We start from the raw sequence: 20991 nt of genomic DNA, 5'->3' as shown, positions 1-20991 counted from the left end.
ACCACGGCGGGGCAATGTAAAGAGCAGCCGGAATCGCCGCCGAAACCGTGATGAGGAAAGGGCCAGCGCGGGTGCACGACAGACGCGACGCACGGACGACACCGCTGTTCGCCTACGGCACGCTGCGAGTGGACGCGGTTCTGCGCACACTGCTGGGCCGCATACCCGATTCGACGCCCGACGTGTTGACCGGCTGGCGCATCGCGCGCCTGCCGGATCGCGTCTACCCCGGCCTGGTTCCAGCCCCGGCCGGATCGGCCACCGGACGGCTTCTCACGGGACTCGCCGCCGCCGAATGGACGCTGCTCGACCGGTACGAGGGCGACGAGTACGACCTCGTACCGGTGACCCTGGCGAGCGGCACGGCGGCGATGGTCTACGTATGGAACGAATCCGCCGAAGGCACGGAGTGGCTGCTCGACGATTTCATCGCCACCGAGCTGAGCCCCTACGTCGAACGGTGCGCGTCCTGGCTGCGGCACGATCGAGCCGGAAGACGACGGGCCGACCAGGGTGTTCGTGGCGGAGACGGAGGGATTTGAACCCCCGGTCGCTCTCGCGACGCTCGCTTTCAAGGCGAGTGCATTCGGCCGCTCTGCCACGTCTCCAGTGCAGCGATCTTAACCGGTCAGGCGGAGGGGGCGGCGGTGGTGCCGTCGACCCGGGTGAACACCTGGTGGATGGTGGCGAGTTCTTCGGGGTGGAGCAGGTCGACGAAGTGGCGGCGGACGGCTGCCACGTGGCCGGGGGCGGCGGTGCGCAGGGTGCGCAGGCCGGTGTCGGTGAGCTGGGCGAGCACGCCGCGGCCGTCGCGTGGGCAGGAGGATCGGCGGACCAGGCCGCGGGATTCCATACCGCGGATCTGGTGGGTGAGGCGGCTGCGGGAGGACAGGACGCCGTCGGCGAGTTCGCTCATTCGCAGGGCGTGACCGGAGGCTTCGGAGAGCAGAACCAGGATGCGGTACTCGGCGAAGCTGAGGTCGCTCTCGCGCAGGAGCTGGCGGTTGAGAGTGGCCATGAGGCGCTGGTGGCCGTCCATGTAGGCCCGCCAGGCCTGCTGTTCGTCCGGGGACAGCCAGCGCGGTTCCGTGGCGGCGGGCGTCGATGGTTCGGGCACCGCGAGATTCTAAAACGGATATGAGTCGCACAGTGCGACCCGCCCGGTCAGTGCGGCGCGGTGAGCACGGAGCGGTCCAGGGCTGCGGCGCTGGACCAGCCCGCCAGGCCGAGGGAGGAATCGAGGTCGGCGAGCAACAGGCGCAGGGCGTGGCGGGCGCCCTCGCGGCCGGCGAGGGCCAGACCGTAGGCATAGGGGCGCCCGTACAGGACCGCCTTGGCGCCGAGGGCGAGGGCGATCAGGACATCGGAGCCGGTGCGGACGCCGGAGTCGAACAGCACGTCGGCGCGGTCGCCGATGGTGGAGGCGATGGCGGGCAGGGCGTCGAGGGCGGCGATGGCACCGTCGAGCTGGCGGCCGCCGTGGTTGCTGACGATCACACCGTCGGCGCCCGCGTCGACCACGAGGCGCGCGTCGTCGGGGTGCAGGATGCCCTTCACCGCGATGGGCAGATCGGTCCATTCCCGCAGACGGGTGATGTCGGCGGGGCGAAGGGCATGGTTGCCGAACAGGCTCACCCAGGTCAGGATGGCGATCCGCATGGCGTCCTCGGACTCCTCCGGCGGCATGGGGAGCTTGGCGCGGAAGACCGGGTCGGACAGGTAGTTCGCGATGCCCTTGCCCGCGAGGAACGGCAGGTGGCCGAGTGCGAGGTCCTGGGGACGCCAGCCGAGCGACGGGGTGTCGACGGTGACGACGACGGCCTTGGCGCCCGCGCGCTCGGCGCGTTCGACGAAGGATCGGGCCAGATCGTCGTCGGCGGGCCAGTAGAGCTGATACCACCAGTCGCCCGCGGCGGCGCCGACGTCCTCGATGGTGCTGGACGCGGCGGTCGAGAGCACCGAACCGATGCCGAATTCCTTGGTGACCTCGGCGACGATCACCTCGCCGCGCTCGTGCACGAGTTCCAGGACGCCGATCGGGGCGGTCAGCACGGGGGCGGCCAGCTGGGTGCCGAGCACTTCCACCGACAGGTCGCGGGCGCCGGGCGCGGTGGTGCCGCGCAGCATCCGGGGCACGATGCGGTGCTTGTCGAAGGCGGCGCGGTTGGCGGCGGCGGTGCGGCCCGAGGAGGCGCTGCCCGCGACATAGGCGTATTCGGCGGCGCCGAGGACTTCGCGGGCCCGCTGCTCGAGACCGTCGGCCGTCATCGGGAGTTCGGGCAGTTCACCGCCCAGTCCGCGCAGGTAGATCTCGTTCTGGAAGTCGATGAAGCTGCTCACGGCTGGAACGCTAGCCCGAGGGCGGCGATCGCGCTGGACGGATCAGGCAAATCGTCGTCATCGCGAAATCCGGCGCGCGGGCTGTCGCCGCTTCTGGGCACCGCGGCCCGCACCGGTGGACCGTTGCCGCACGGAGCGGGTCGCACGTCGGGTTCGGGGTTCGCGGACGGCGTGCCGGGCGAAGCGAGCACATCGGGCCGAAGAGCAGCGCCGGGCCGACAGAACCGGGCCGGGCGAACAGAGCGTCGGGCGGGCGGACAGAGCAGTATGGAGAACATGCGCGCGATCGAACTGAACGGATTCGGCGGACCGGAAGTGCTGGTGTGGGGAAAGGCGCCCGATCCAGCACCCGGGCACGGTGAGGTGCTGATCGACGTGGTCGCCGCCGGGGTGAACCGCGCCGACCTGCTGCAGCGGCAGGGGAAGTACCCGCCGCCCGCAGGCGCCAGCGAGGTGCCGGGCCTGGAGTGCGCGGGCGTGATCGCCGAAGTCGGTGCGGGCGTGCGCGACTGGCGGGTCGGGGACCGGGTGTGCGCGCTGCTGTCCGGCGGCGGGTACGCCGAGCGGGTCGCGGTGCCCGCCACCCAGCTGCTCCCCGTGCCCGACGACATGGACCTCGGCGCGGCGGCCGGGTTGCCCGAGGTCGCGGCGACCGTGTGGTCGAACCTGGTGATGACCGCGGGCCTGCGCGCCGGGCAGACGGTGCTCGTCCACGGCGGCGGGGGCGGGATCGGCACGCATGCCATCCAGGTCGCCAAGCAGCGCGGGGCGCAGGTGGCGGTGACCGCCGGTTCGCCCGAGAAGCTCGAGCGCTGCCGGGAACTCGGCGCGGACGTGCTGATCAATTATCGCGACGAGGATTTCGTCGAGGTGGTGCGCGGGCTGAACGGGCGCGGAGCGAACGTCATCCTCGACAACATGGGCGCGTCCTATCTCTCGCGCAATGTGGCCGCGCTGGCGCCGCACGGGCACCTGGTGATCATCGGCATGCAGGGCGGGGTCAAGGGCGAGCTGAACATCGGTGCGCTGCTGGGCAAGTGGGGCAGCGTGCACGCCACCAATGTGCGCAACCGGCCCGCCACGGGCACCGGCAGCAAAGCCGAGATCATCGCCGCGGTGCGTGCCGAGCTGTGGCCGCTGATCGAGGGCGGATCGGTGGTGCCGGTCATCCACGCCGAAGTCGACATCGCCGAGGCGGGCCGGGCGCACGAACTGCTGGACTCCTCGCAGGTGGTCGGCAAGGTGGTGCTGCGCGTCCGCGAGGAGTGAAGCCGCTACTCCAACGCGCTCAGCGCGCGGCCGAGCTGGTCGATCTCGAACTTCGTGGTGTAGGGCGCGAGCCCGACGGTGACCGCGCCGCCCTCGTCGTTCACGCCCAGCGCGTCGAGCAGCCTGCTGCCGCCGTGCACGCCGCTGAGCGTGCCGATGCGGGCGTCGGCCAGCTTGGCGGCGACCTTCTCCGCCTGCATCCCGGCCACCGTGAAGCTGACGGTCGGGATGCGGGTGGAGGCGCGGCCGATGATGGTCAGATCGTCGATCTTGTCGAGGGTGTCCATCAGGTGCTCGAACAGCGAATCGTGATAGTCCTGCAGCGAGGTGATGGAGATCTCCAGGCGCTCGCGGCGGGTGCCCTTCGCGCGCTCGTCGAGCCCGGCCAGGAAGTCGATCGAGGTGGTCAGCCCGGCCAGCAGGCCGTACTGGTGACCACCCACCTCCAGCCGTTCGGCACCCTTGGCGTAGGGGTTGAGCGACATCGAGGGAATGCGGTCGAGGAAGGCCGGATCGCGGAACACCAGCGCGCCGATCTGCGGACCGCCCCAGGCCGGGGCGCTGAGCGCGACCACGTCGGCATTGAGCTCGTCGATGTCGATCAACGCGTACGGCGCGGCGCCGAACGCGTCGGCGACCAGCAGACCGCCCACCTCGTGCACCCGATCGGCGGCCACCCGCACCGCGGGCGCCGAGCCCACGATCGGCGAGGCCGCGGTGAGCGCGACGAGCCGGGCGGTGGGGCCGATCAGCTCCTCGAACTGCCAGGACGGCATCTCGCAGGTCTCGATCTCCACCTCGGCCCAGCGCACGTGCGCGCCGTAGCGGTTGGCGATGCGCAGCCAGGGCGCGACATTCGCCTCGTCGTCCAAGCGCGACAGCACGATCCCGGTGCCCAGACCCAGGCGCGAACTCAGCGATTCCGCGAGCCAGGCCAACAGCACCGCTCGATCCGGGCCGAGCACGACACCCGCCGGGTCGCCGCCGACCAGATCGGCGACCGCCTCGCGGGCGGCGTCCAGCACAGCCGCGCTTCGCCGCGCCGCCCCATGGCGTCCGACATGGGAGAACGACGTCGTACGGAAACCCGTTGATACGGCACGAGATACCGAATCCGGGACAAGCATGCCGGCTTGCGGATCGAGATGAATCCAGCCGTCGCCCAGGGACGGTATAAGGCCCCGAACCCTCGCGACGTCGTAAGTCATATCGGCCACTCTAATCGGCGTCCACGCGGCTCGGTACGGACCCGGCGAACGCCCGGCGTCCGGCCCCGCACGCCGGAGGTTTAGCGCGTCCGGCGACAAAGCGACATGATAGGGGTCATGACGCATTCGGACGAGACACCCGATTCCATCGTCGTGGTCGGTCCCGACGGGCAGCCCCTGGTGCTCCCGGCCGGCGCGAGCGAGCGCGCCGGCGCGGTGCCGGTCGACGGCGAAGTGACCGCCGAGGACTCCGACGAGCGCGCCGAGCAGGGCGAATCGCTGGCCGACATGGTCGAGCAGCCCGCCAAGGTGATGCGCATCGGCACCATGATCAAGCAGCTGCTCGAGGAGGTGCGGGCCGCTCCGCTCGACGACGCCAGCCGCAGCAGGCTCAAGGAGATCCACCGCTCCTCGGTGCGCGAGCTGGAGCAGGGTCTCGCCCCGGAACTACGCGCCGAACTCGAGCGGCTGACCTTGCCGTTCAGCGAGGACGCGGTGCCATCGGATGCCGAGTTGCGCATCGCCCAGGCCCAGCTCGTCGGCTGGCTCGAGGGCCTGTTCCACGGCATCCAGACCGCGCTGTTCGCCCAGCAGATGGCCGCCCGGGCCCAGCTGGAACAGATGCGCCAGGGTGCGCTGCCGCCCGGTCTCCAGACGGTCGATCCGCGCGCGGGTCGCGCCGATCACGTCACCGGCGGTTCCGGCCAGTACTTGTAAACCCGGCGAGCGCGGGTGGCCCGCCCATCCGGGCTGGACCATCCCGACCGCGGACGCCTGCTCGGAGGGTAGTGTCGAGCACCGTGCCCGCCGCTGCCGCTCGCCCCGACTCCGAAGTGAGTGCGGTGCCTCCTGAACAGAGCTCGGTGACTTCGACCGAGAAGAACCCGGCGACCCCCGACCATTCCGAGGCGAATCCGGAGCACGCCGAGACCGCGCAGGTCCCGGCGGATCGGGCGTCCGGCGAGGATTCCGAGAGCGAGAACGGAGCGGTGGCGTTCGTGTCGGATTCGCAGACCTTCCGCCGCGCGTTCCGGGACATGCGCGACGGCTTCGGGCAACGCGAGCTCTGGCTCTCCCTGGGCTGGCAGGACATCAAGCAGCGCTACCGCCGTTCGGTGCTCGGCCCGTTCTGGATCACCATCGCCACCGGCGTGCAGGCCGCGGCGATGGGCATCCTCTACGCGACGCTGCTGGGGCAGCCGCTGCGCGAGTACCTGCCCTACGTGACGGTCGGCCTGATCGTGTGGAACGTCATCCAAGCCAGCATTCTCGAGGGCTCGGATGTGTTCATCGCCAACGAGGGGCTGATCAAGCAGCTGCCCTCGGCGCTGAGCGTGCACATCTACCGGCTGGTGTGGCGGCAGCTGCTCTTCTTCGCCCACAACCTGGTGATCTACCTGCTGTTGCTGGTCGGCTTCGGGGTGTGGGAGAACCTCGGCTGGACGAGCCTGCTGGCGATTCCGGCCATCGGGTTGATCTTCCTGAACTCGATGTGGGTGTCGATCCTGTTCGGCATCTTCAGCACCCGCTATCGCGATATCGCCCCGATCCTGGGCTCGATGACGCTGATGCTGTTCGTGCTGACGCCGGTCATGTGGACCACCAAGACCCTCGAAGACCAGATCGGCGGCGCGAGCGAGCGGGCGCGGCTGGTCGAGATCATTCCGACCTTCCACTACCTCGAGATCGTGCGCGCTCCCCTGCTGGGCGAACCGCAGGAGCTGCGTCACTGGGTGATCGTGGGCGCGATCACCGTGATCGGCTGGATCGGCGCGGTATTGGCCATGAAGCAGTACCGGGCACGCGTGCCGTACTGGGTGTAGGAGCCGCACATGAGCAGTGTGAGTATCGATACCCACCACGCGTGGGTGGAGTTCCCGATCTTCGACGCGAAGTCGCGGTCGCTGAAGAAGGCGTTCCTCGGCAAGGCGGGCGGCGCGATCGGGCGCAACCAGTCCGATGTGGTCGTGGTCGAGGCGCTGCGCGACATCAATCTGAAGCTGCGCGAAGGCGACCGGGTGGGCCTGGTCGGGCACAACGGCGCGGGCAAGTCCACGCTGCTGCGGCTGCTGTCGGGCATCTACGAACCCTCGCGCGGCAGCGCCCGCATCCGCGGCCGGGTGGCGCCGGTGTTCGATCTCGGCGTCGGCATGGACCCGGAGATCTCCGGCTACGAGAACATCATCATCCGTGGCCTGTTCCTCGGTCAGACCCGCAAACAGATGCTGGCGAAGATCGACGAGATCGCCGATTTCACCGAACTCGGCGAATACCTGCACATGCCGCTGCGCACCTACTCCACCGGTATGCGGGTGCGCCTGGCGATGGGTGTGGTGACCTCCATCGACCCGGAGATCCTGCTGCTCGACGAGGGCATCGGCGCGGTCGACGCGGAGTTCATGAAGAAGGCCCGCCTGCGGCTGCAGGAATTGGTGGCGCGGTCTGGCATCCTGGTGTTCGCGAGCCATTCCAACGAATTCCTCGCCCAGCTCTGCGATTCCGCGCTGTGGATCGACCACGGCCAGATCCGCGAGCGCGGCGGTATCGAGCACGTGGTGCGCGCTTACGAAGGCCCCGACGCCGGAAACCACGTGGCGACCGTGCTGCGGGAGATGGAGGCCGAACGGGCCGGCCGCGCGAAGAGCTCCGCGGACGACAGCACGAAAGAACTGGAGCAGAAACCAGCATGAGCGGTCAGCGCCCGGAAGCTCTCCCCAACCCGGAGCCCGGCTCCGGTGCCGCGTCGGAGGTGAGAGCGACGAGCGAAACCGCTGCTGCGGAGAACGTTTCGCAGGAGCCGACGGCCGTCCCCGGCAGCGCTGATCCTTCCGAGGGCTCCTCGGGCAACGAGCCGGCGAGCGACCCCCGCGACAGCGGCACACCCGAAGCGCCCGCAGCCCGCGACTCGCGCGGCGGCGAGCGCGACGGCAGCGAGCGGGAGTCGGCGTTCGACGGGTTCGCGGTTGCGCCGGTCAGCGGCGAGGCATCGTCCTTCCTGCCCGAAGCGGGCACCGGACCCGATGCGCGGATCGTGGCGATCGTGGTCACCCACAAGCGCCGTGAGCTGCTGGCCGAGTCACTGAAGGTGCTCACCTCGCAGACCCGTCCGGTGGACCACCTGATCGTGGTGGACAACGCCAACGAGGCCGAGGTCGCCGAGCTGGTCGAGCAGCAGCCGATCGAGACCACCTACCTGGGTTCGGCCCACAATCTGGGCGGTGCGGGCGGGTTCGCGCTGGGCATGCTGCACGCGCTGACCCTCGGCGCGGACTGGGTGTGGCTGGCCGACGACGACGGGCGCCCGGACGGGCCGGAAGTGCTCGCGACCCTGCTGGACTGCGCCGGACGGCACGGTCTGGTCGAGGTCTCGCCGGTGGTCTGCGATATCGACGAGCCCGATCGGCTGGCCTTCCCGCTGCGCCGGGGCGTGGTGTGGCGGCGGTTGCGCTCCGAGCTCGGCGACGACGATTTCCTGCCGGGCATCGCCTCGCTGTTCAACGGCGCGCTCATCTCCGCCAAGGCCGTCGACGTGATCGGCGTGCCGGACCTGCGGCTGTTCGTGCGCGGCGACGAGGTGGAGGTGCACCGGCGGCTGGTCCGCTCCGGGCTGCCCTTCGGCACCTGCCTGCAGACCGCCTACCTGCATCCCAACGGCGCGGCCGAGTTCAAGCCGATCCTGGGCGGGCGCATGCACACCCAGTACCCCGACGACCCGGTCAAGCGCTACTTCACCTACCGCAATCGCGGCTACCTGATGTCGCAGCCGGGCATGCGCAAGCTGCTGCCGCAGGAGTGGATCCGGTTCTCCTGGTTCTTCCTGGTGACCCGCCGCGATCCGGCCGGGCTGCGCGAGTGGTTCCATTTGCGCTCGCTGGGCCGCCACGAGCAGTTCGGCAAGCCGGACTAGAGGCGTTCGCCCAGGTAGAAAATCCATTGCCGGGTGCGCGCGAGTCGTGCGAGAGTATCCGGCGTCGGTATCGGAACGAGAGAGACGAGGAGGTGGAACACATGAAGGAAGCGCGGATTGTCGTGCGCCGGGCCGTCGGCGCCCGAACAGCGTTGTTCCCCTCCCCCGTGTTCCTCTCCGCTGTGTTCTTCTCCCGGAGGGGAATCCACATCTCCTAGCCGAGCCCACGTCGGGCTCGGCCCGACAAAGGATGCTCCGGAATGGTCGACCACGACCTGCTCGTTCCCTACGGTTGGAACGAGACCGTCGCCGCGCGGTACGCGGCATATCTGGACGAGGACTGCGTGCCCGCGCGCGTCCTGCGCATGGACCGCAGCGAATGCGATGTCATCACCCCGACCGGACCGGCGCGGGCGCGGTGCCCGCGCGCGGACTCCCCGGTCAGCGGGCTGTGCACCGGCGACTGGGTGAGCCTGAACGCCGGCGGCGAGGTGCGCGCGCTGCTGCCGCGGCACACCGCGATCGTGCGTTCGTCGGCTTCCGGCCGCTCGACCGGCCAGGTGCTCGCCGCCAATGTCGACACCGTGCTCATCTGCGCGGCCGCCGACGGCGACGTGGATCCCGGCCGGATCGAGCGGATGCTCGCCCTGGTGTGGGAGAGCGGCGCGCAGCCGGTCGTCGTGCTCACCAAAGCCGATGCGGCGGAGGATATTCCGATCGACGAGGTGCGCGCGGTCGCGCCGGGGGCCACGGTGCTCGCGGTCAGCGCGAATGCCGGATCCGGTCTCGACGTCCTCGGCGCGGTGCTGGACGGGACCGTCGCCCTGCTCGGTCCGTCCGGTGCGGGCAAGTCCACGCTGGCCAATGCCCTGCTGGGCCGGGAGGTGTTCGCGACGAACGAGGTTCGCACCGCGGACAAGAAGGGCAGGCACACCACCGTGCACCGGGAACTGCGTCCGCTGCCCGGCGGCGGCACGCTCATCGACACCCCCGGACTGCGCGGGGTAGGCCTGTGGGACGCGGCCGAGGGCATCGGGCGCACCTTCAGCGATATCCAGGGGCTGGCGGCGCGCTGCCGGTTCACCGATTGCGCCCACGAGTCCGAACCGGGCTGCGCTGTCCGCGAGGCCATCGAGGCCGGGGCGATCACCGCGCGCAGGCTGTCCAGCTATCGCAAGCTGGCCAGGGAGAACGCCTGGATGGCGGCGCGCACCGACAAGCGCTTGCGGGCCGAGCGGGAACGCGAGTGGCGCGGCATCGTCAAACAGCAGCGGCGGAACTATCGCGAGCGCGACAACCGCCGCTAGCGCTCGCCGCGGCCGAGGGCACCGGTTCGTCCGGTGCCCTTTTCCGGATCCCTCTATGCAACTGGTTGCATATCTGGCCGGCCGCGCTTACCGTGAGAGACGAGGCGTCGCGGGGCACCGCACCGCGACACGAAGCGCGTCCGGGTGGGCAAGACCACGCGGGCGCTCGCGACGAAGGAGCATGTCGATGACGGAAAACAAGCCGCTCGCGGGCAAGACGCTGATCATGTCCGGCGGCAGCAGGGGCATCGGCCTGGAGATCGCCAAGCGCGCCGCGGCCGACGGCGCCAACATCACCCTGATCGCCAAGACCGATCAGCCGCATCCGAAACTGCCCGGCACCATCCACACCGCGGCCGCCGAGGTCGAGGAAGCGGGCGGGCAGGTCCTGCCGTTCGTCGGCGACATCCGCATCGACGAGTCGGTGGCCGAGGCGGTGCGGCAGACCGTCGAGCGCTTCGGCGGCATCGACCTGGTGGTCAACAACGCCTCGGCGATCGACCTGTCGCCCACCGACGCGCTGTCGATGAAGAAGTACGACCTCATGCAGGACATCAACTGCCGGGGCAGCTTCCTGCTGTCCAAGCTGAGCCTGCCGCACCTGCGCGAGTCGGCCCGCGCGGGCCGCAACCCGCACATCCTGACCCTCTCCCCGCCGCTCAACCTGGACCCGAAGTGGGCGGGCGCGGCCCTGGGCTACACCATCGCCAAGTACGGGATGTCGCTCACCACACTGGGTTTGGCCGAGGAGCTGAAGAACGACGGTGTCGGCGTGAACTCGCTGTGGCCGCGCACCACCATCGCCACCGCCGCGGTGCGCAACCTGCTCGGCGGCGAGGAGATGATCGCCACCTCCCGCACCCCCGACATCTACGCCGACGCCGCCTACCTGGTGCTCACCTCGCCCGCGGAGAAGACCACCGGCAACTTCTTCATCGACGACGACGTGCTCGCCGCGCACGGCATCACCGACCTCGACAAGTACCGCGTGGTTCCCGGGGACGGCCCGCTGAGCACCGACCTGTTCCTCTGATCTGCCGTTCACCGGTCCGGGGTCAGCCATTCGGGACCCGACAAGTTGCCCCCGGCCCAGGCGTCACATCCCGGCCCGAGGTCATCGGCAGCCGGACCACAAGCGCTCGCCGACAGCACCGGTGGGTTCCGGGGACGCCGAAGGCCGCATCCGTGCCGGTCGGCGCGGATGCGGCCTTCGCCGCGAGGCAGGAAAGTCAGTCGGCCTCGAGGCCGTAGAGCCGTTCCCAGTTGGCGCGACTGGTCAGCTCCGGCATGGCGGCCCGGTACTGCGACTGCAGGGCGGGCAGCTCCCGGCGCAGGCGGCGCAACACCCGGATGGTGCGCAGCAGCAGGGCACGGGCGCGGGCCTTGTCGCGGCGGCGGATCCGGACGCCGGACTGGGAGGCGTCGGTGACCACCACGTGATCGAACAGCGAGACGTGCCACCAGTGGGCGTCCTCGCGGGTGACGCCGATCAGGCCGTGCTGGGTGCGGCCGAACCACTGGTCGACCGCACGCTTGATCAGCACGAGCAGGGCCCGGCTCGGCTCGCCGCCCGCCCGGCGGATGGAGATGTCGGCCGCGTTCACCGGCGGGGTCGCGGCCGGGTGCTTGATGGTCTCCGGGTAGTCGGCACGCTCGGCCCGCGCGGCGGCCAGCGCGGCGATACCGCCGTCACGCAGGGTCTTCGGGCCGTCGAGGAAGTCCTCGATGCCCTGCAGGGTGGTGTGCACCAGGCCGTACTGCATGGCGACCAGCTGCTCGGCGATATTGCGGAACAGCTGCTTGGTGATCTTCTTGCCGTCGAGATCGGTGTGCATCGCGCCGACGATCAGCGAGTTGCGGGTGGAGAAGTAGCGCGCCCAGTCGTCGTAGTCCTTCCAGTAGAAGTCCGCGTGCCAGACCGCCGCGTTCGGCAGAGTCACCGTGACGAACCCGTGCTCGCGGGCCCGTACGCCGTACTCGACGTCGTCCCACTGGAAGAAGATCGGGATCGGCAGGCCGATCCTGGCGACCACCTCGGCCGGGATCAGGCAGGTCCACCAGGCGTTGTAGCCGGCGTCCACGCGACGTTCCTGGTTCCTCTTGAGCATGGAGGTGTTGCGCAGCGCCTTGGGCACCCGCTGGCCGTGCCGCAGGTCGCCCAGGTGCACCTCCTCGGCGCCGACATTGAGGTAGTCGGGGTTGAGCAGGAACAGCATCTGCGCGCCGACCAGGGTCGGTTCCACGGTCATGTTGGCGAAGGCGTTCAACCGCAGCACGGTCTCGGGCTCGCACAGGATGTCGTCGTCCATGAGGATGACGTCGGCGTGCTCGTTGACCGCGGAGACCTCGTACAGGCCGCGGGTGAAGCCGCCCGCGCCGCCGAGGTTGGGCTGGCGGATGTAGCGCAGCTTGTCGCCGAAGGCCGGTTCGACCTCCTGGTAGCGGGGGCGGTCGGCGACCGGATCGGTGCCCTGATCGACGACGTAGACGGCGTCGATGGCGGACAGCACGGTGGGATCGCCGGCCAGTGCGGCGACGGTCTCGGCGCAGTCCGCGGCGCGGTTGAAGGTGCAGATGGCGATGGCGACCGGGCGGATCCGCTCGGGCGCGGCGGCGGTCCAGACCAATTCCTCGATGCCGAGCTCGCCGCCGTCGGCGTCGAACTCCAGCCACAGCGCGCCGCCGTCGACGAACTGGTCGAGCGGGGCGCTGAGGGTGGCGACGCCGCTGGCGGTGGTGGTCAGGCTGTCGATGATGCGGCGGTGGCCGGCGATGTCGGAGGCGACCAGGCGCACCCGGGCGCGGCGGCCGACCTCGAGCGCCATGGTGACGGTCACCTCGGTGACCGTGGTCCAGCGCTGCCAGTAGCTGGCCGCGAACCGGCCGAAGTAGGTGTTGGTGTGGACGGTGACGCCCTTGTCCAGGCGCAACGACAGCCGCTCGCGGGTGACCTTGCCGCCCTTGGCGACGGCGTAGAGCTCGTCGCTGACCTTGGCCGACGGCCCGGTGAAGACACCACGCTGCAGCACGAGCCGGTCGGGCGCGCGATGGTCGACGCGCAGCGCGGCCGGAGCGGCTGCGGCGGTTCGGCGGTCATCGGATTCGGAAACGGCCTGAGTAGCCGACTGGTCCATGAAGTCCTCGAGATTCAACTTGGTGCCGACGGGGACGAACCACACGCCCCGGATGCCGAGCGCGGCGTGGCGAGAATATCAACCGTCGGAGGGGCGTGCGGGTCAGCGACCGGTGTGCTCGGCGGGTCGGTCGCCACTGTCGGTGAAAACGAACTTGTCATATGCCCAGTAACGGAACACCACCGCGACCGCCTGTCCGACGAATGTCCCGGCGATATTGTCCGCCAGCGGTGAGGACAGGCCGAGCACATACCGGGAAAAGGCGAGACAGCCCAGTTGCAGGGCGATCGCGGCCACATTGAACAACGCGTAGAGCAGATATTGGCGGACCGGATTGTCCGATTTCTTGTCTCCGTAGGTCCACCACTTGTTGCCGAAATAGGTGACCACCGTGGCCACCGCGATGGCGATGATCTTGGCGGGCAACGGAGAGTGATACATCACACCTTCGCCACCCCAGAACACGAGCAGGTTGTACACGCCCGCATCGGCGAGAAAACCGATTCCGCCCACCACCAGGAACGCACTGCCCTTACGCAGCGCGGCGGTATCGATGGCACGCGAAGAGACCCGGTCTTCCCCCGGTACGGGTACAGAAGCGGCCGCCGAGAGCTCGGCCGGTGGGACAGCGGGGTCGGGGTAGGACACCTCGGCGACGGTACCCCAGACGTGTACCCTCCCCGGTGTCCCCTTCGCCCCCGAGATGAGGATCGTGACCCGGGTGGACTCCACCGACCTTCGCATCGCCGCAGTGGTCCCGTGCCACAACGAAGAGGCATCCGTCGCCAAGGTCGTCGCCGACCTGCGTGCCGCCGTGCCGGGCATCGTCGTCTACGTCTACGACAATCTGAGCACCGACCGCACCGCCGAGAAGGCGCGCGAGGCAGGCGCCATCGTGCGCCACGAGCACACCAAGGGCAAGGGCAATGTGGTCCGCCGCGCCTTCGCCGACATCGAGGCCGATGTCTACCTGATGATCGACGGCGACGACACCTACGAGGCGTCGGCCGCACCGCAGATGATCGAGACGCTGCTGTCGGGCCCCTACGATCACATCCTCGGCGTGCGCAGGCAGGACGAGGGCGCCTCCGCCTACCGGACCGGCCATGAGACCGGCAACAAGGTGCTCAACGGCGTCGTCGGCAAGGTCTTCGGCGAGAACGTCGAGGACATGCTCAGCGGGTTCCGCGTCTTCTCGCGCCGTTTCGTCAAGAGCTTCCCGGCCGTCTCCCGCGAGTTCGAGATCGAGACCGAGCTGACCGTGCACTCGCTGCATCTGCGCGTGCCGCAGACCTCGGTGCCGGTGGGATTCCGCGACCGGCCGGCGGGCAGCGAATCCAAGCTGCGCACCTACCACGACGGCTTCAAGATCCTGTCGCTGATCATCGGCCTGGCCAGGCACGAACGCCCGGTCGCCTTCTACGGCCTGGCGGGCACCCTCGCCTGGCTGATCTCGATCATCCTGACGGTCCCGATCGTCGTCGAGTTCACCCGCACCGGTGAGGTACCGCGCTTCCCCACCCTCTTCCTCGGCTTCACGCTGTTGCTGCTCGGCAGCCTGGCCTGGACCGCCGGCCTCATCCTGGACGGCATCCGGCGTTCCCGGCACGAGGCCTCGCGCCTGGTCTACCTGCGTTATTCGGCGGTCGGAGCGGACGAATCGTTCCAGGCCGCCGGGGCGGGACGGGCCCTGCGCGAGGACGAGGCCACGCTGTGACCAGCTCCACCGAACCCGGTACCGCTGAACCCGCGCCTACGACCGGTGATTCCGCCGCCGGGAATCCCGCGGTCGCGGACACCACGAGGCCGGACCCGACCGCCTCCGACGACGAAGTGCCGCCGCGGGCGCAGGCGCAGCGAGACCGGGTAGCGAGCCGCGAGCCGAGCGGCCTGCGCGCTTTCGCCGGTCGCGCACATCGCCGATTCGGCGGCGCGACCATCGCTTTCGTGGTGCTCGCCGCGATCTTCGGCGCGGTGTTCAGCGTCATCACCCCGCCGTTCTGGGGTCACGACGAGATCACCCAGTTCGGCCGCGCCTATCAGGTGGCGCACGGCGGATTCCTGCCGACCGAGATCGACGACGATCGCGGTGTCGCCTACGGGAATGTCGTTCCGGCGACGATCGACGACCTGATGAGCTACGCGATGAGCGACTATCAGGAGAACCCGGAAGAGCCGGGCAGGATGGTCGCCGATCCGATGGTCTACGAGCGCATGCGCGCGGCCGAGGTCGGCGGCGAAATGCGGACGATCTGGTTCACCAATACCGCGGCCTACTCGCCCGTCGCATATGTGCCCGCCGCCGTCGGCATCCGGACCGCGGAAGCGCTGGGACTCGATGTCGGCGGCATGGTGCTGCTGACCAGGCTGGCCGGTCTGCTCGGCTACCTGCTGGTGGTGGGCTTCGCGCTCTACGCACTGCGCGCGTATCGGATCCAGTGGCTGGCGTTCACCATCGCCGTGCTGCCCATCGCGATCTTCCAGGCGGGCACCGTCACCGCCGACACCATGACCAACGCGCTGGCGCTGCTGGTCTCGGCGCTGCTGGTCAAGGGCCTGTTCCTCGGCCGCGAGTACAGCAGAGCCGAGACACTGGCCTACCTGGCCGCCACGCTGCTGCTGCCGTTGAGCAAGCCGACCTACATCCTGCTGGCGATGCTGATCGTGCTGGTCCCGGTGCGCCGCTTCGCGTTCTTCGGCAAGGTCGCCGACAGCGGCTTCGACTGGCGGCGGCTGGTGCCGTGGGCGTTCGCCGGCGTGGGCGGGGCGTCCTTCCTGGCGTGGACCGCGATCGCCGCGCCCACCGGCGACGGCATGGGCCTGATGCGGCCGCAGCACCAGTGGTACACGGTGAAGCCGGGCGAACAGCTCGGCGAAATCCTCGGCGACCCGATCGGCTTCCTCGAGGTGTTCCGCGACAGCCTGATCTATCGCGATCAGCTCTGGTTCACCCAGTTCTTCGGCGAGCTCGGCTTCGCCTACATCGAAGTTCCCGCGATGGCCGTGCTCGGCTGCCTGCTCGCGCTCGCGGTCGGCGTCGGCATCGGCGACCGGATGGATCCCGCCTCGGCCACCCGGTGGCGCACGGCGCTGATCGCACTGGCCGTCGCCGCCGGTGTCGCGATGATCTATGTGACGTTGTACATGTCGTTCACGCCGGTCGGCTACTACATCATCGACGGCGTGCAGGGCCGCTACTTCGTCCCGCTGGCACTGCTCGCGCTGACAGCGCTGCTGCGCTGGATGCCGCTGCGGCTCACCGACGCACGGGGACACACACCGGTCTTCGGCCCGAGCATCGTGGTGGTCTCGGCGACGACGATCGCGCTGATCGCCACCGTGATCAAGTACCACACGATCATCTGGGGCTGACCGGTTCAGTCGCCCGGATCGGTGAGCGTCCGCTCCCCCGCGGCCGCGTACGCCTTCTCGGTGGCATCCTTGTACGGCCGCCACCAGGATTCGTTCTCGCGATACCAGGCGATGGTGGCGGCCAGCCCGGCACGGAAGTCGGCGTAGCGCGGCTGCCAGCCGAGTTCGGTGCGCAGCAGGGTCGAGTCGATGGCGTAGCGCTGGTCGTGCCCGGGACGGTCGGTGACGTGGTCGAAATCGCCCGGGTCGCGACCGAATTCCTCGAGCAGCATGCCGACCACGGTCCTGTTGTCGAGTTCGCCGTTCGCGCCGATCAGGTAGGTCCGCCCGATGCGGCCGCGCTCGAGGACGTCCCACACCGCGCGGTTGTGGTCCTGCACGTGGATCCAGTCCCGGATCTGGTGACCCGCGCCGTAGAGGCGGGGGCGCACGCCGTCGATCAGGTTGGTGATCTGGCGCGGGATGAACTTCTCCACGTGCTGATACGGGCCGTAGTTGTTCGAGCAGTTCGACAGCGTGGCGCGGATACCGAACGAGCGGGTCCACGCGCGCACCAGCATGTCGCTGGCCGCTTTGGTCGCCGAATACGGGCTCGACGGGTTGTAGGCGGTGGACTCGGTGAACGCCGGTTCGTCCGCGGTGAGATCGCCGTAGACCTCGTCGGTGGAGACGTGGTGATAGCGCACATCGTGGCGGCGCACGGCCTGCAGCAGCGAATAGGTGCCGACGATATTGGTCTGCACGAACGGCCACGGTTCGGCGAGGGAATTGTCGTTGTGCGATTCGGCGGCGAAATGCACCACCGCGTCCACACCGCTGACCAGATCGTCGACCAGGTCGAGGTCGGCGATGTCGCCGTGCACGAAGTCGATGTGTTGCTCGACCGACGCGAGTGAAGCCCGATTACCCGCGTAGGTGAGGGCATCGAGAACCGTGACCGTGACCTCGGGTCGTTCGGTGACGGTCTGCTGGACGAAGTTGGCACCGATGAAACCGGCCCCGCCGGTGACGAGCAAGCGCACTCGCGCGATCTTACGTCGCACGGCGCGGCGTCGATACCTCCGGCGGCCCGGGAAAATCGCGTGCGCCCGTTTCCGATCGTCCGGCGAGCGCACCGAAATGGTGCACGGAAATTGCAGCAGCCGTCATGAATGGTTCACCGGCCGTTGGCCGATCTCGATTTCGATCGACCAGTCCCTCCTGCTTCTTCAGATCGAGGAAACCGAGAATGCTGTTCAAGAAGTTCGCCGCCACATCGGCTCTGCTGATCGCCGCTATCGGCGTCACCGCGGGCACCGTCCACGCCGAGCCCGCGCCTGCCGACAACGGCGCGATCAACTTCACCGCGCAGGCCACCGACACCCAGTCGATCATCTCGATCGACTCCGGCTCGCTGGTCGTCGAAGACAACGCGCTGAAGATCAAGGCCGTCAACGGCGACACCATCGCGGGCACCCCGCTGACCTTCCGCGTCGACGAGTTCGAGTTCCCGATCGCCGCCGAGATCTCCGATCGCACGGCCACGCTGACCCCGCAGCTGGACATGGAGAAGGCCGTCTACAAGCCGGTCGCCCTGCCCTACGAGGACAAGGCCCCCTGGAAGAGCGAGTACGACCGTGAGCTGGCCGCCTTCAACCGCATGAAGGACACCATCGGCATGGGCGCCACCATCGGCACCCTCGTCGGCGGCCTCGGCGGCGGCGCGCTCGGCTGCGTCCTCGGCGGCATCGCCGGCGCCACCGTCGCCTCGGCCACCATCGTCGGCCTCTTCGGTCCCTTCATCCCCGCCGCCGCGGTGGGCTGCATCGGCGGCATCCTCGCCGTCGGCGCGATCGGCACCCTGGCCGGTCAGATCCTGGTGACCGCGCCCGTCGCGATCGGCGCCGCGATCCAGTACTTCGCCACCATCAACCAGCCGTTCAACGCCCCGGCCAAGTAATCACCCCGGCCGAGAGTTCGACGAACCCCGTTCCGCTGCGCCGGAGCGGGGTTCGCCTGTTTCGTCCCGAGGGGCTCGGCGCTCCGGCAGCCGGGGTGGTTGCGGCTCGGGGCTCCAGCCCGCCGCCGAGATCACCACGTATCCGCGGCTGTGATCATTCTCTCATCATGCCGAGAAACACATTCCTGGCCCGCTTCCCGGGTTTGTCCGGAATGCGTTCGGGCGGAAGGGTTTTCCGCAGCCGTCCCGATCGGTTTGCCAGCCGGTGACTCAAATGTGATCTGAAACTCCCGATTCGTTCACCAGCTGTTGTCCGGATAGGTTTTCGATCTGTTTGCCACAACTCCATTCGAGCCAGATCCAGGAATCCCAGAATGATCTTGAAGAAATTCGCCGCAACCTCCGCACTGCTGATCGCCGCTCTCGGTGTCGCCGCGGGAACCGCCAATGCCGCACCGGCCGAGCCCAGCGCGGTGAATTTCACCGCTGAGGCCACCGACACCCAGTCGATCATCTCGATCGACTCCGGCTCGCTGGTCGTCGAAGACAACGCACTGAAGATCAAGGCCGCCAACGGCGACACCCTGGCCGGCACCCCGCTGACCTTCCGCGTCGACGAGTTCGAGTTCCCGATCGCCGCCGAGGTGTCCGAGCGGACCGCGACCCTGACTCCGCAGTTCGACCTCGACAAGGCCGTCTACAAGCCGGTCGCCCTGCCCTACGAGGACAAGGCCCCCTGGAAGAGCGAGTACGACCGTGAGCAGGCCGCCTGGAGCCGCCTGACCAGCACCATCTCCATGGGCGCCACCATCGGCACCCTCGTCGGCGGCCTCGGCGGCGGCGCGCTCGGCTGCGTCCTCGGCGGCATCGCCGGCGCCACCGTCGCCTCGGCCACCATCGTCGGCCTGTTCGGTCCCTTCATCCCCGCCGCCGCCATCGGCTGCATCGGCGGCATCCTCGCCGTCGGCGCGATCGGCACCCTCGCCGGTCAGATCCTGGTGACCGCGCCCGTCGCGATCGGCGCCGCGATCCAGTACTTCGCCACCATCAACCAGCCGTTCAGCGCGCCGGCCAAGTAATCGCCGGTCATCGCATTCTTCGAAGTCCCCGCCCGAATCAGGGCGGGGACTTCGTTTTTTCCACAACAGATCCGTCCGGCAGTGGATGCCCACCGGCATCGGCAGTTGCGATTCAATTGCCGCACAGCTCTTTTTGACCATGCGGGCCGCCGCTGTCCGAAGGGGAATCGGGTGGCAGCCGATCCGATCGGGTTGCGGGCGTGATGGGGAATCGGGAATCGAACCCCGCTCCGGCGTCCCGGAGCGGGGTTCATCGACTCGTCCGGCCGAGCGAATCAGGCCGTCCGAGCCTGCTCACCGGCGGCCACGCAGGTGCGCACGAAGCGGGCCGCCCGGCCGAGCGCGGCCCGGCTCTCCGGCAGACCGGGCCAGATGGTGGTGAAGGCGTGGACCTGACCGCGCCACAGTTCCAGCGCGTGCGGGACGCCGGCCGCACTGAGCCGCTCGGCCATCAGTTCGGCGTCGTAGCGCAGCACCTCGTCCTCGGCGGCGATGAGCAGCACCGGCGGCAAGCCGGCCAGGATGCCGTTGACCGGGGAGAGCAGCGGGTCGAGGACGCCGTCGATCTCCGCGCCGAGGCGCACCACCGCCTCCAGGGCCGAGAGCGGGATGTAGGGGTCGAGCGCGACGTTCATGTAGTCGCGCTTGGCGGCGTAGTCGAGATCGAGGAGCGGGCTCAGGCCGATCAGACCCGCGGGGGTCGGCAGGCCCCGTTCGATGGTGCGCAGCGCGGTGGCGAAGCTCAGGTAGCCGCCCGCCGAGTCGCCCGCGAAGACGATGCGCGACGCGGACGCGCCGTGGCGCAGCAGCCAGCGATAGGCGGTGACGCAGTCGTCGACGGACTGGGTGATGCTGCGGCCGGGCAGCTGGCGGTATTCGACATTGACCACGGCCATGCCGGTGCGCCGCGCCAGGCTGGCCGCGACCGGCCGGTGCGTCTCCAGGCCGCAGAGCGCGAAGCCGCCGCCGTGCATGTACAGCAAGGCGCCGTGGCGCAGGGCCCGGGCAGCGCCCGCCGGACGAATGATCTCCATGCGGAAACCGGGCATGGTGACCTGCTCGCGTTCGATGCCGCGCGGGTGCGGGCGCAACCGGGCCAGGCCTTCGACGGCCAGGGCCCCGACCGGAATGGTGGTCCGGTTGATCGGTGTGACGCGCAGGGCGGGCCGCACCACACCCCGGCAGGTCGCCATCAGCAGCCGCGCGGGAGCGCTCGGCCCTTCCGGATTGAGCACAACCATCACGCACCGCCTCGCCGCCGACACGACGGCGACCGGATCGCGTGCGCGACCGGGGCGAGCGTCGGCGTCGACATCTCACACATTGTCATTTCAGAAGACCACAGTAATGTGATCCACGCAACATTTTTCGGCCTGTGCGCCCGATTCCGGAACCCCCGTGACGCAATCGTGCGCTACCCGGAACCTCACCGAAGC

General features: G+C 69.2%; 19 protein-coding genes and 1 tRNA gene. 12 read left to right on the top strand and 8 right to left on the bottom strand.

The features are described from left to right. Window positions 1–71 precede the first annotated feature (71 nt). A complete protein-coding gene (locus ON26_RS32000) occupies window positions 72–542 on the top strand; it encodes a gamma-glutamylcyclotransferase family protein (RefSeq protein WP_218000523.1) in 471 nt (156 codons plus the stop codon). Here ON26_RS32000 and ON26_RS00655 read toward each other — a convergent pair. From ON26_RS00655 to ON26_RS00645, 3 genes are all read right to left on the bottom strand, one after another. Then, window positions 521–608: transfer RNA gene (locus ON26_RS00655), tRNA-Ser, on the bottom strand. The genes ON26_RS32000 and ON26_RS00655 overlap by 22 nt on opposite strands. A 20-nt stretch (window positions 609–628) precedes the next feature. Next, complete coding sequence (locus tag ON26_RS00650; RefSeq protein ID WP_040793930.1) at window positions 629–1117, bottom strand: MarR family winged helix-turn-helix transcriptional regulator; 489 nt, start codon at window positions 1115–1117, stop codon at window positions 629–631. Window positions 1118–1164: 47 nt separating this feature from the next. Then, complete coding sequence (locus tag ON26_RS00645; protein WP_040793929.1) at window positions 1165–2340, bottom strand: alpha-hydroxy-acid oxidizing protein; 1176 nt, start codon at window positions 2338–2340, stop codon at window positions 1165–1167. 276 nt (window positions 2341–2616) lie between these two features. On the opposite strand from ON26_RS00645, the gene ON26_RS00640 reads away from it, so the two are divergent. Continuing rightward, window positions 2617–3609 (top strand): NAD(P)H-quinone oxidoreductase, encoded by a 993-nt coding sequence (locus ON26_RS00640; RefSeq protein ID WP_040793989.1) that lies wholly within the window; start codon window positions 2617–2619, stop codon window positions 3607–3609. A 5-nt stretch (window positions 3610–3614) separates the two neighbouring features. On the opposite strand, the gene ON26_RS00635 is transcribed toward ON26_RS00640, so the two are convergent. Next, the gene (locus ON26_RS00635; protein ID WP_040793928.1) at window positions 3615–4817 is read right to left on the bottom strand and encodes a cysteine desulfurase-like protein; all 1203 of its coding nucleotides are present in this window, start codon (window positions 4815–4817) and stop codon (window positions 3615–3617) included. 117 nt (window positions 4818–4934) lie between these two features. Between ON26_RS00635 and ON26_RS00630 the strand changes: the two genes are divergently transcribed. The 6 genes from ON26_RS00630 to ON26_RS00605 all read left to right on the top strand — a co-directional run bounded on the left by ON26_RS00630 (window position 4935) and on the right by ON26_RS00605 (window position 11064). Further along, window positions 4935–5534 carry a bacterial proteasome activator family protein gene (locus ON26_RS00630; protein WP_040793927.1) on the top strand — a complete coding sequence of 200 codons (600 nt, stop codon included), beginning with the start codon at window positions 4935–4937 and terminating at the stop codon, window positions 5532–5534. Between the two features lie 272 nt (window positions 5535–5806). Next, the gene (wzm, locus tag ON26_RS00625) at window positions 5807–6640 is read left to right on the top strand and encodes a galactan export ABC transporter permease subunit Wzm/RfbD (RefSeq protein ID WP_051026458.1); all 834 of its coding nucleotides are present in this window, start codon (window positions 5807–5809) and stop codon (window positions 6638–6640) included. A 9-nt stretch (window positions 6641–6649) separates the two neighbouring features. Next, window positions 6650–7507, top strand: coding sequence for a galactan export ABC transporter ATP-binding subunit Wzt/RfbE (gene wzt, locus ON26_RS00620; protein ID WP_040793926.1), 858 nt, complete (start codon window positions 6650–6652; stop codon window positions 7505–7507). Window positions 7508–7812: 305 nt separating this feature from the next. After that, window positions 7813–8724, top strand: a complete 912-nt coding sequence (gene glfT1 / locus ON26_RS00615; protein ID WP_040793987.1) for a galactofuranosyltransferase GlfT1 — start codon at window positions 7813–7815, stop codon at window positions 8722–8724. A 260-nt stretch (window positions 8725–8984) separates the two neighbouring features. Continuing rightward, window positions 8985–10031, top strand: coding sequence for a ribosome small subunit-dependent GTPase A (gene rsgA, locus ON26_RS00610; protein WP_040793925.1), 1047 nt, complete (start codon window positions 8985–8987; stop codon window positions 10029–10031). Between the two features lie 187 nt (window positions 10032–10218). After that, complete coding sequence (locus tag ON26_RS00605; RefSeq protein WP_040793986.1) at window positions 10219–11064, top strand: SDR family oxidoreductase; 846 nt, start codon at window positions 10219–10221, stop codon at window positions 11062–11064. 196 nt (window positions 11065–11260) lie between these two features. Here the strand turns inward: ON26_RS00605 and ON26_RS00600 are convergent, their stop codons facing one another. Beyond that, complete coding sequence (locus tag ON26_RS00600) at window positions 11261–13165, bottom strand: glycosyltransferase (protein ID WP_040793985.1); 1905 nt, start codon at window positions 13163–13165, stop codon at window positions 11261–11263. Window positions 13166–13267: 102 nt separating this feature from the next. Continuing rightward, window positions 13268–13813 carry a GtrA family protein gene (locus ON26_RS00595; RefSeq protein WP_245545674.1) on the bottom strand — a complete coding sequence of 182 codons (546 nt, stop codon included), beginning with the start codon at window positions 13811–13813 and terminating at the stop codon, window positions 13268–13270. Window positions 13814–13868: 55 nt separating this feature from the next. Here ON26_RS00595 and ON26_RS00590 point away from each other — a divergent pair, with 55 nt between their 5' ends. Both ON26_RS00590 and ON26_RS00585 read left to right on the top strand, forming a co-directional pair. Next, window positions 13869–14882, top strand: coding sequence for a glycosyltransferase family 2 protein (locus ON26_RS00590; RefSeq protein ID WP_245545673.1), 1014 nt, complete (start codon window positions 13869–13871; stop codon window positions 14880–14882). Then, entirely contained in the window at window positions 14879–16537 is a 1659-nt protein-coding gene (locus ON26_RS00585; RefSeq protein WP_083883634.1) for a DUF2142 domain-containing protein, read from the top strand. The genes ON26_RS00590 and ON26_RS00585 overlap by 4 nt, the downstream gene beginning before the upstream one ends. Before the next feature lie 5 nt (window positions 16538–16542). Here the strand turns inward: ON26_RS00585 and rfbB are convergent, their stop codons facing one another. Next, window positions 16543–17559, bottom strand: coding sequence for a dTDP-glucose 4,6-dehydratase (gene rfbB, locus ON26_RS00580; protein WP_040793924.1), 1017 nt, complete (start codon window positions 17557–17559; stop codon window positions 16543–16545). A 206-nt stretch (window positions 17560–17765) separates the two neighbouring features. Here rfbB and ON26_RS00575 point away from each other — a divergent pair, with 206 nt between their 5' ends. Both ON26_RS00575 and ON26_RS00570 read left to right on the top strand, forming a co-directional pair. Next, a complete protein-coding gene (locus tag ON26_RS00575) occupies window positions 17766–18476 on the top strand; it encodes a DUF8020 domain-containing protein (RefSeq protein WP_040793923.1) in 711 nt (236 codons plus the stop codon). A gap of 374 nt (window positions 18477–18850) precedes the next feature. Beyond that, window positions 18851–19555, top strand: a complete 705-nt coding sequence (locus ON26_RS00570; RefSeq protein ID WP_040793922.1) for a DUF8020 domain-containing protein — start codon at window positions 18851–18853, stop codon at window positions 19553–19555. Window positions 19556–19830: 275 nt separating this feature from the next. Here ON26_RS00570 and ON26_RS00565 read toward each other — a convergent pair whose 3' ends face one another. Beyond that, window positions 19831–20796 carry an alpha/beta hydrolase gene (locus ON26_RS00565; protein ID WP_040793921.1) on the bottom strand — a complete coding sequence of 322 codons (966 nt, stop codon included), beginning with the start codon at window positions 20794–20796 and terminating at the stop codon, window positions 19831–19833. Window positions 20797–20991: the final 195 nt, after the last annotated feature.

The organism is Nocardia higoensis NBRC 100133, from assembly GCF_000308595.1.
GTDB classification, from domain to species: Bacteria; Actinomycetota; Actinomycetes; order Mycobacteriales; family Mycobacteriaceae; genus Nocardia; species Nocardia higoensis.
This window is presented reverse-complemented; position numbering and strand designations above follow the sequence as displayed.

Bases quoted from the DNA above. Each gene is read 5' to 3' on its own strand.
- ON26_RS00605 (WP_040793986.1), top strand. From the start codon at position 10,219: ATGACGGAAAACAAGCCGCTCGCGGGCAAGACGCTGATCATGTCCGGC.
- rsgA (WP_040793925.1), top strand. From the start codon at position 8,985: ATGGTCGACCACGACCTGCTCGTTCCCTACGGTTGGAACGAGACCGTC.
- ON26_RS00600 (WP_040793985.1), bottom strand. From the start codon at position 13,165: ATGGACCAGTCGGCTACTCAGGCCGTTTCCGAATCCGATGACCGCCGA.
- ON26_RS00565 (WP_040793921.1), bottom strand. From the start codon at position 20,796: ATGGTTGTGCTCAATCCGGAAGGGCCGAGCGCTCCCGCGCGGCTGCTG.
- ON26_RS00575 (WP_040793923.1), top strand. From the start codon at position 17,766: ATGCTGTTCAAGAAGTTCGCCGCCACATCGGCTCTGCTGATCGCCGCT.
- ON26_RS00590 (WP_245545673.1), top strand. From the start codon at position 13,869: ATGAGGATCGTGACCCGGGTGGACTCCACCGACCTTCGCATCGCCGCA.
- ON26_RS00570 (WP_040793922.1), top strand. From the start codon at position 18,851: ATGATCTTGAAGAAATTCGCCGCAACCTCCGCACTGCTGATCGCCGCT.
- ON26_RS00640 (WP_040793989.1), top strand. From the start codon at position 2,617: ATGCGCGCGATCGAACTGAACGGATTCGGCGGACCGGAAGTGCTGGTG.
- ON26_RS00635 (WP_040793928.1), bottom strand. From the start codon at position 4,817: ATGACTTACGACGTCGCGAGGGTTCGGGGCCTTATACCGTCCCTGGGC.
- wzt (WP_040793926.1), top strand. From the start codon at position 6,650: ATGAGCAGTGTGAGTATCGATACCCACCACGCGTGGGTGGAGTTCCCG.
- ON26_RS00630 (WP_040793927.1), top strand. From the start codon at position 4,935: ATGACGCATTCGGACGAGACACCCGATTCCATCGTCGTGGTCGGTCCC.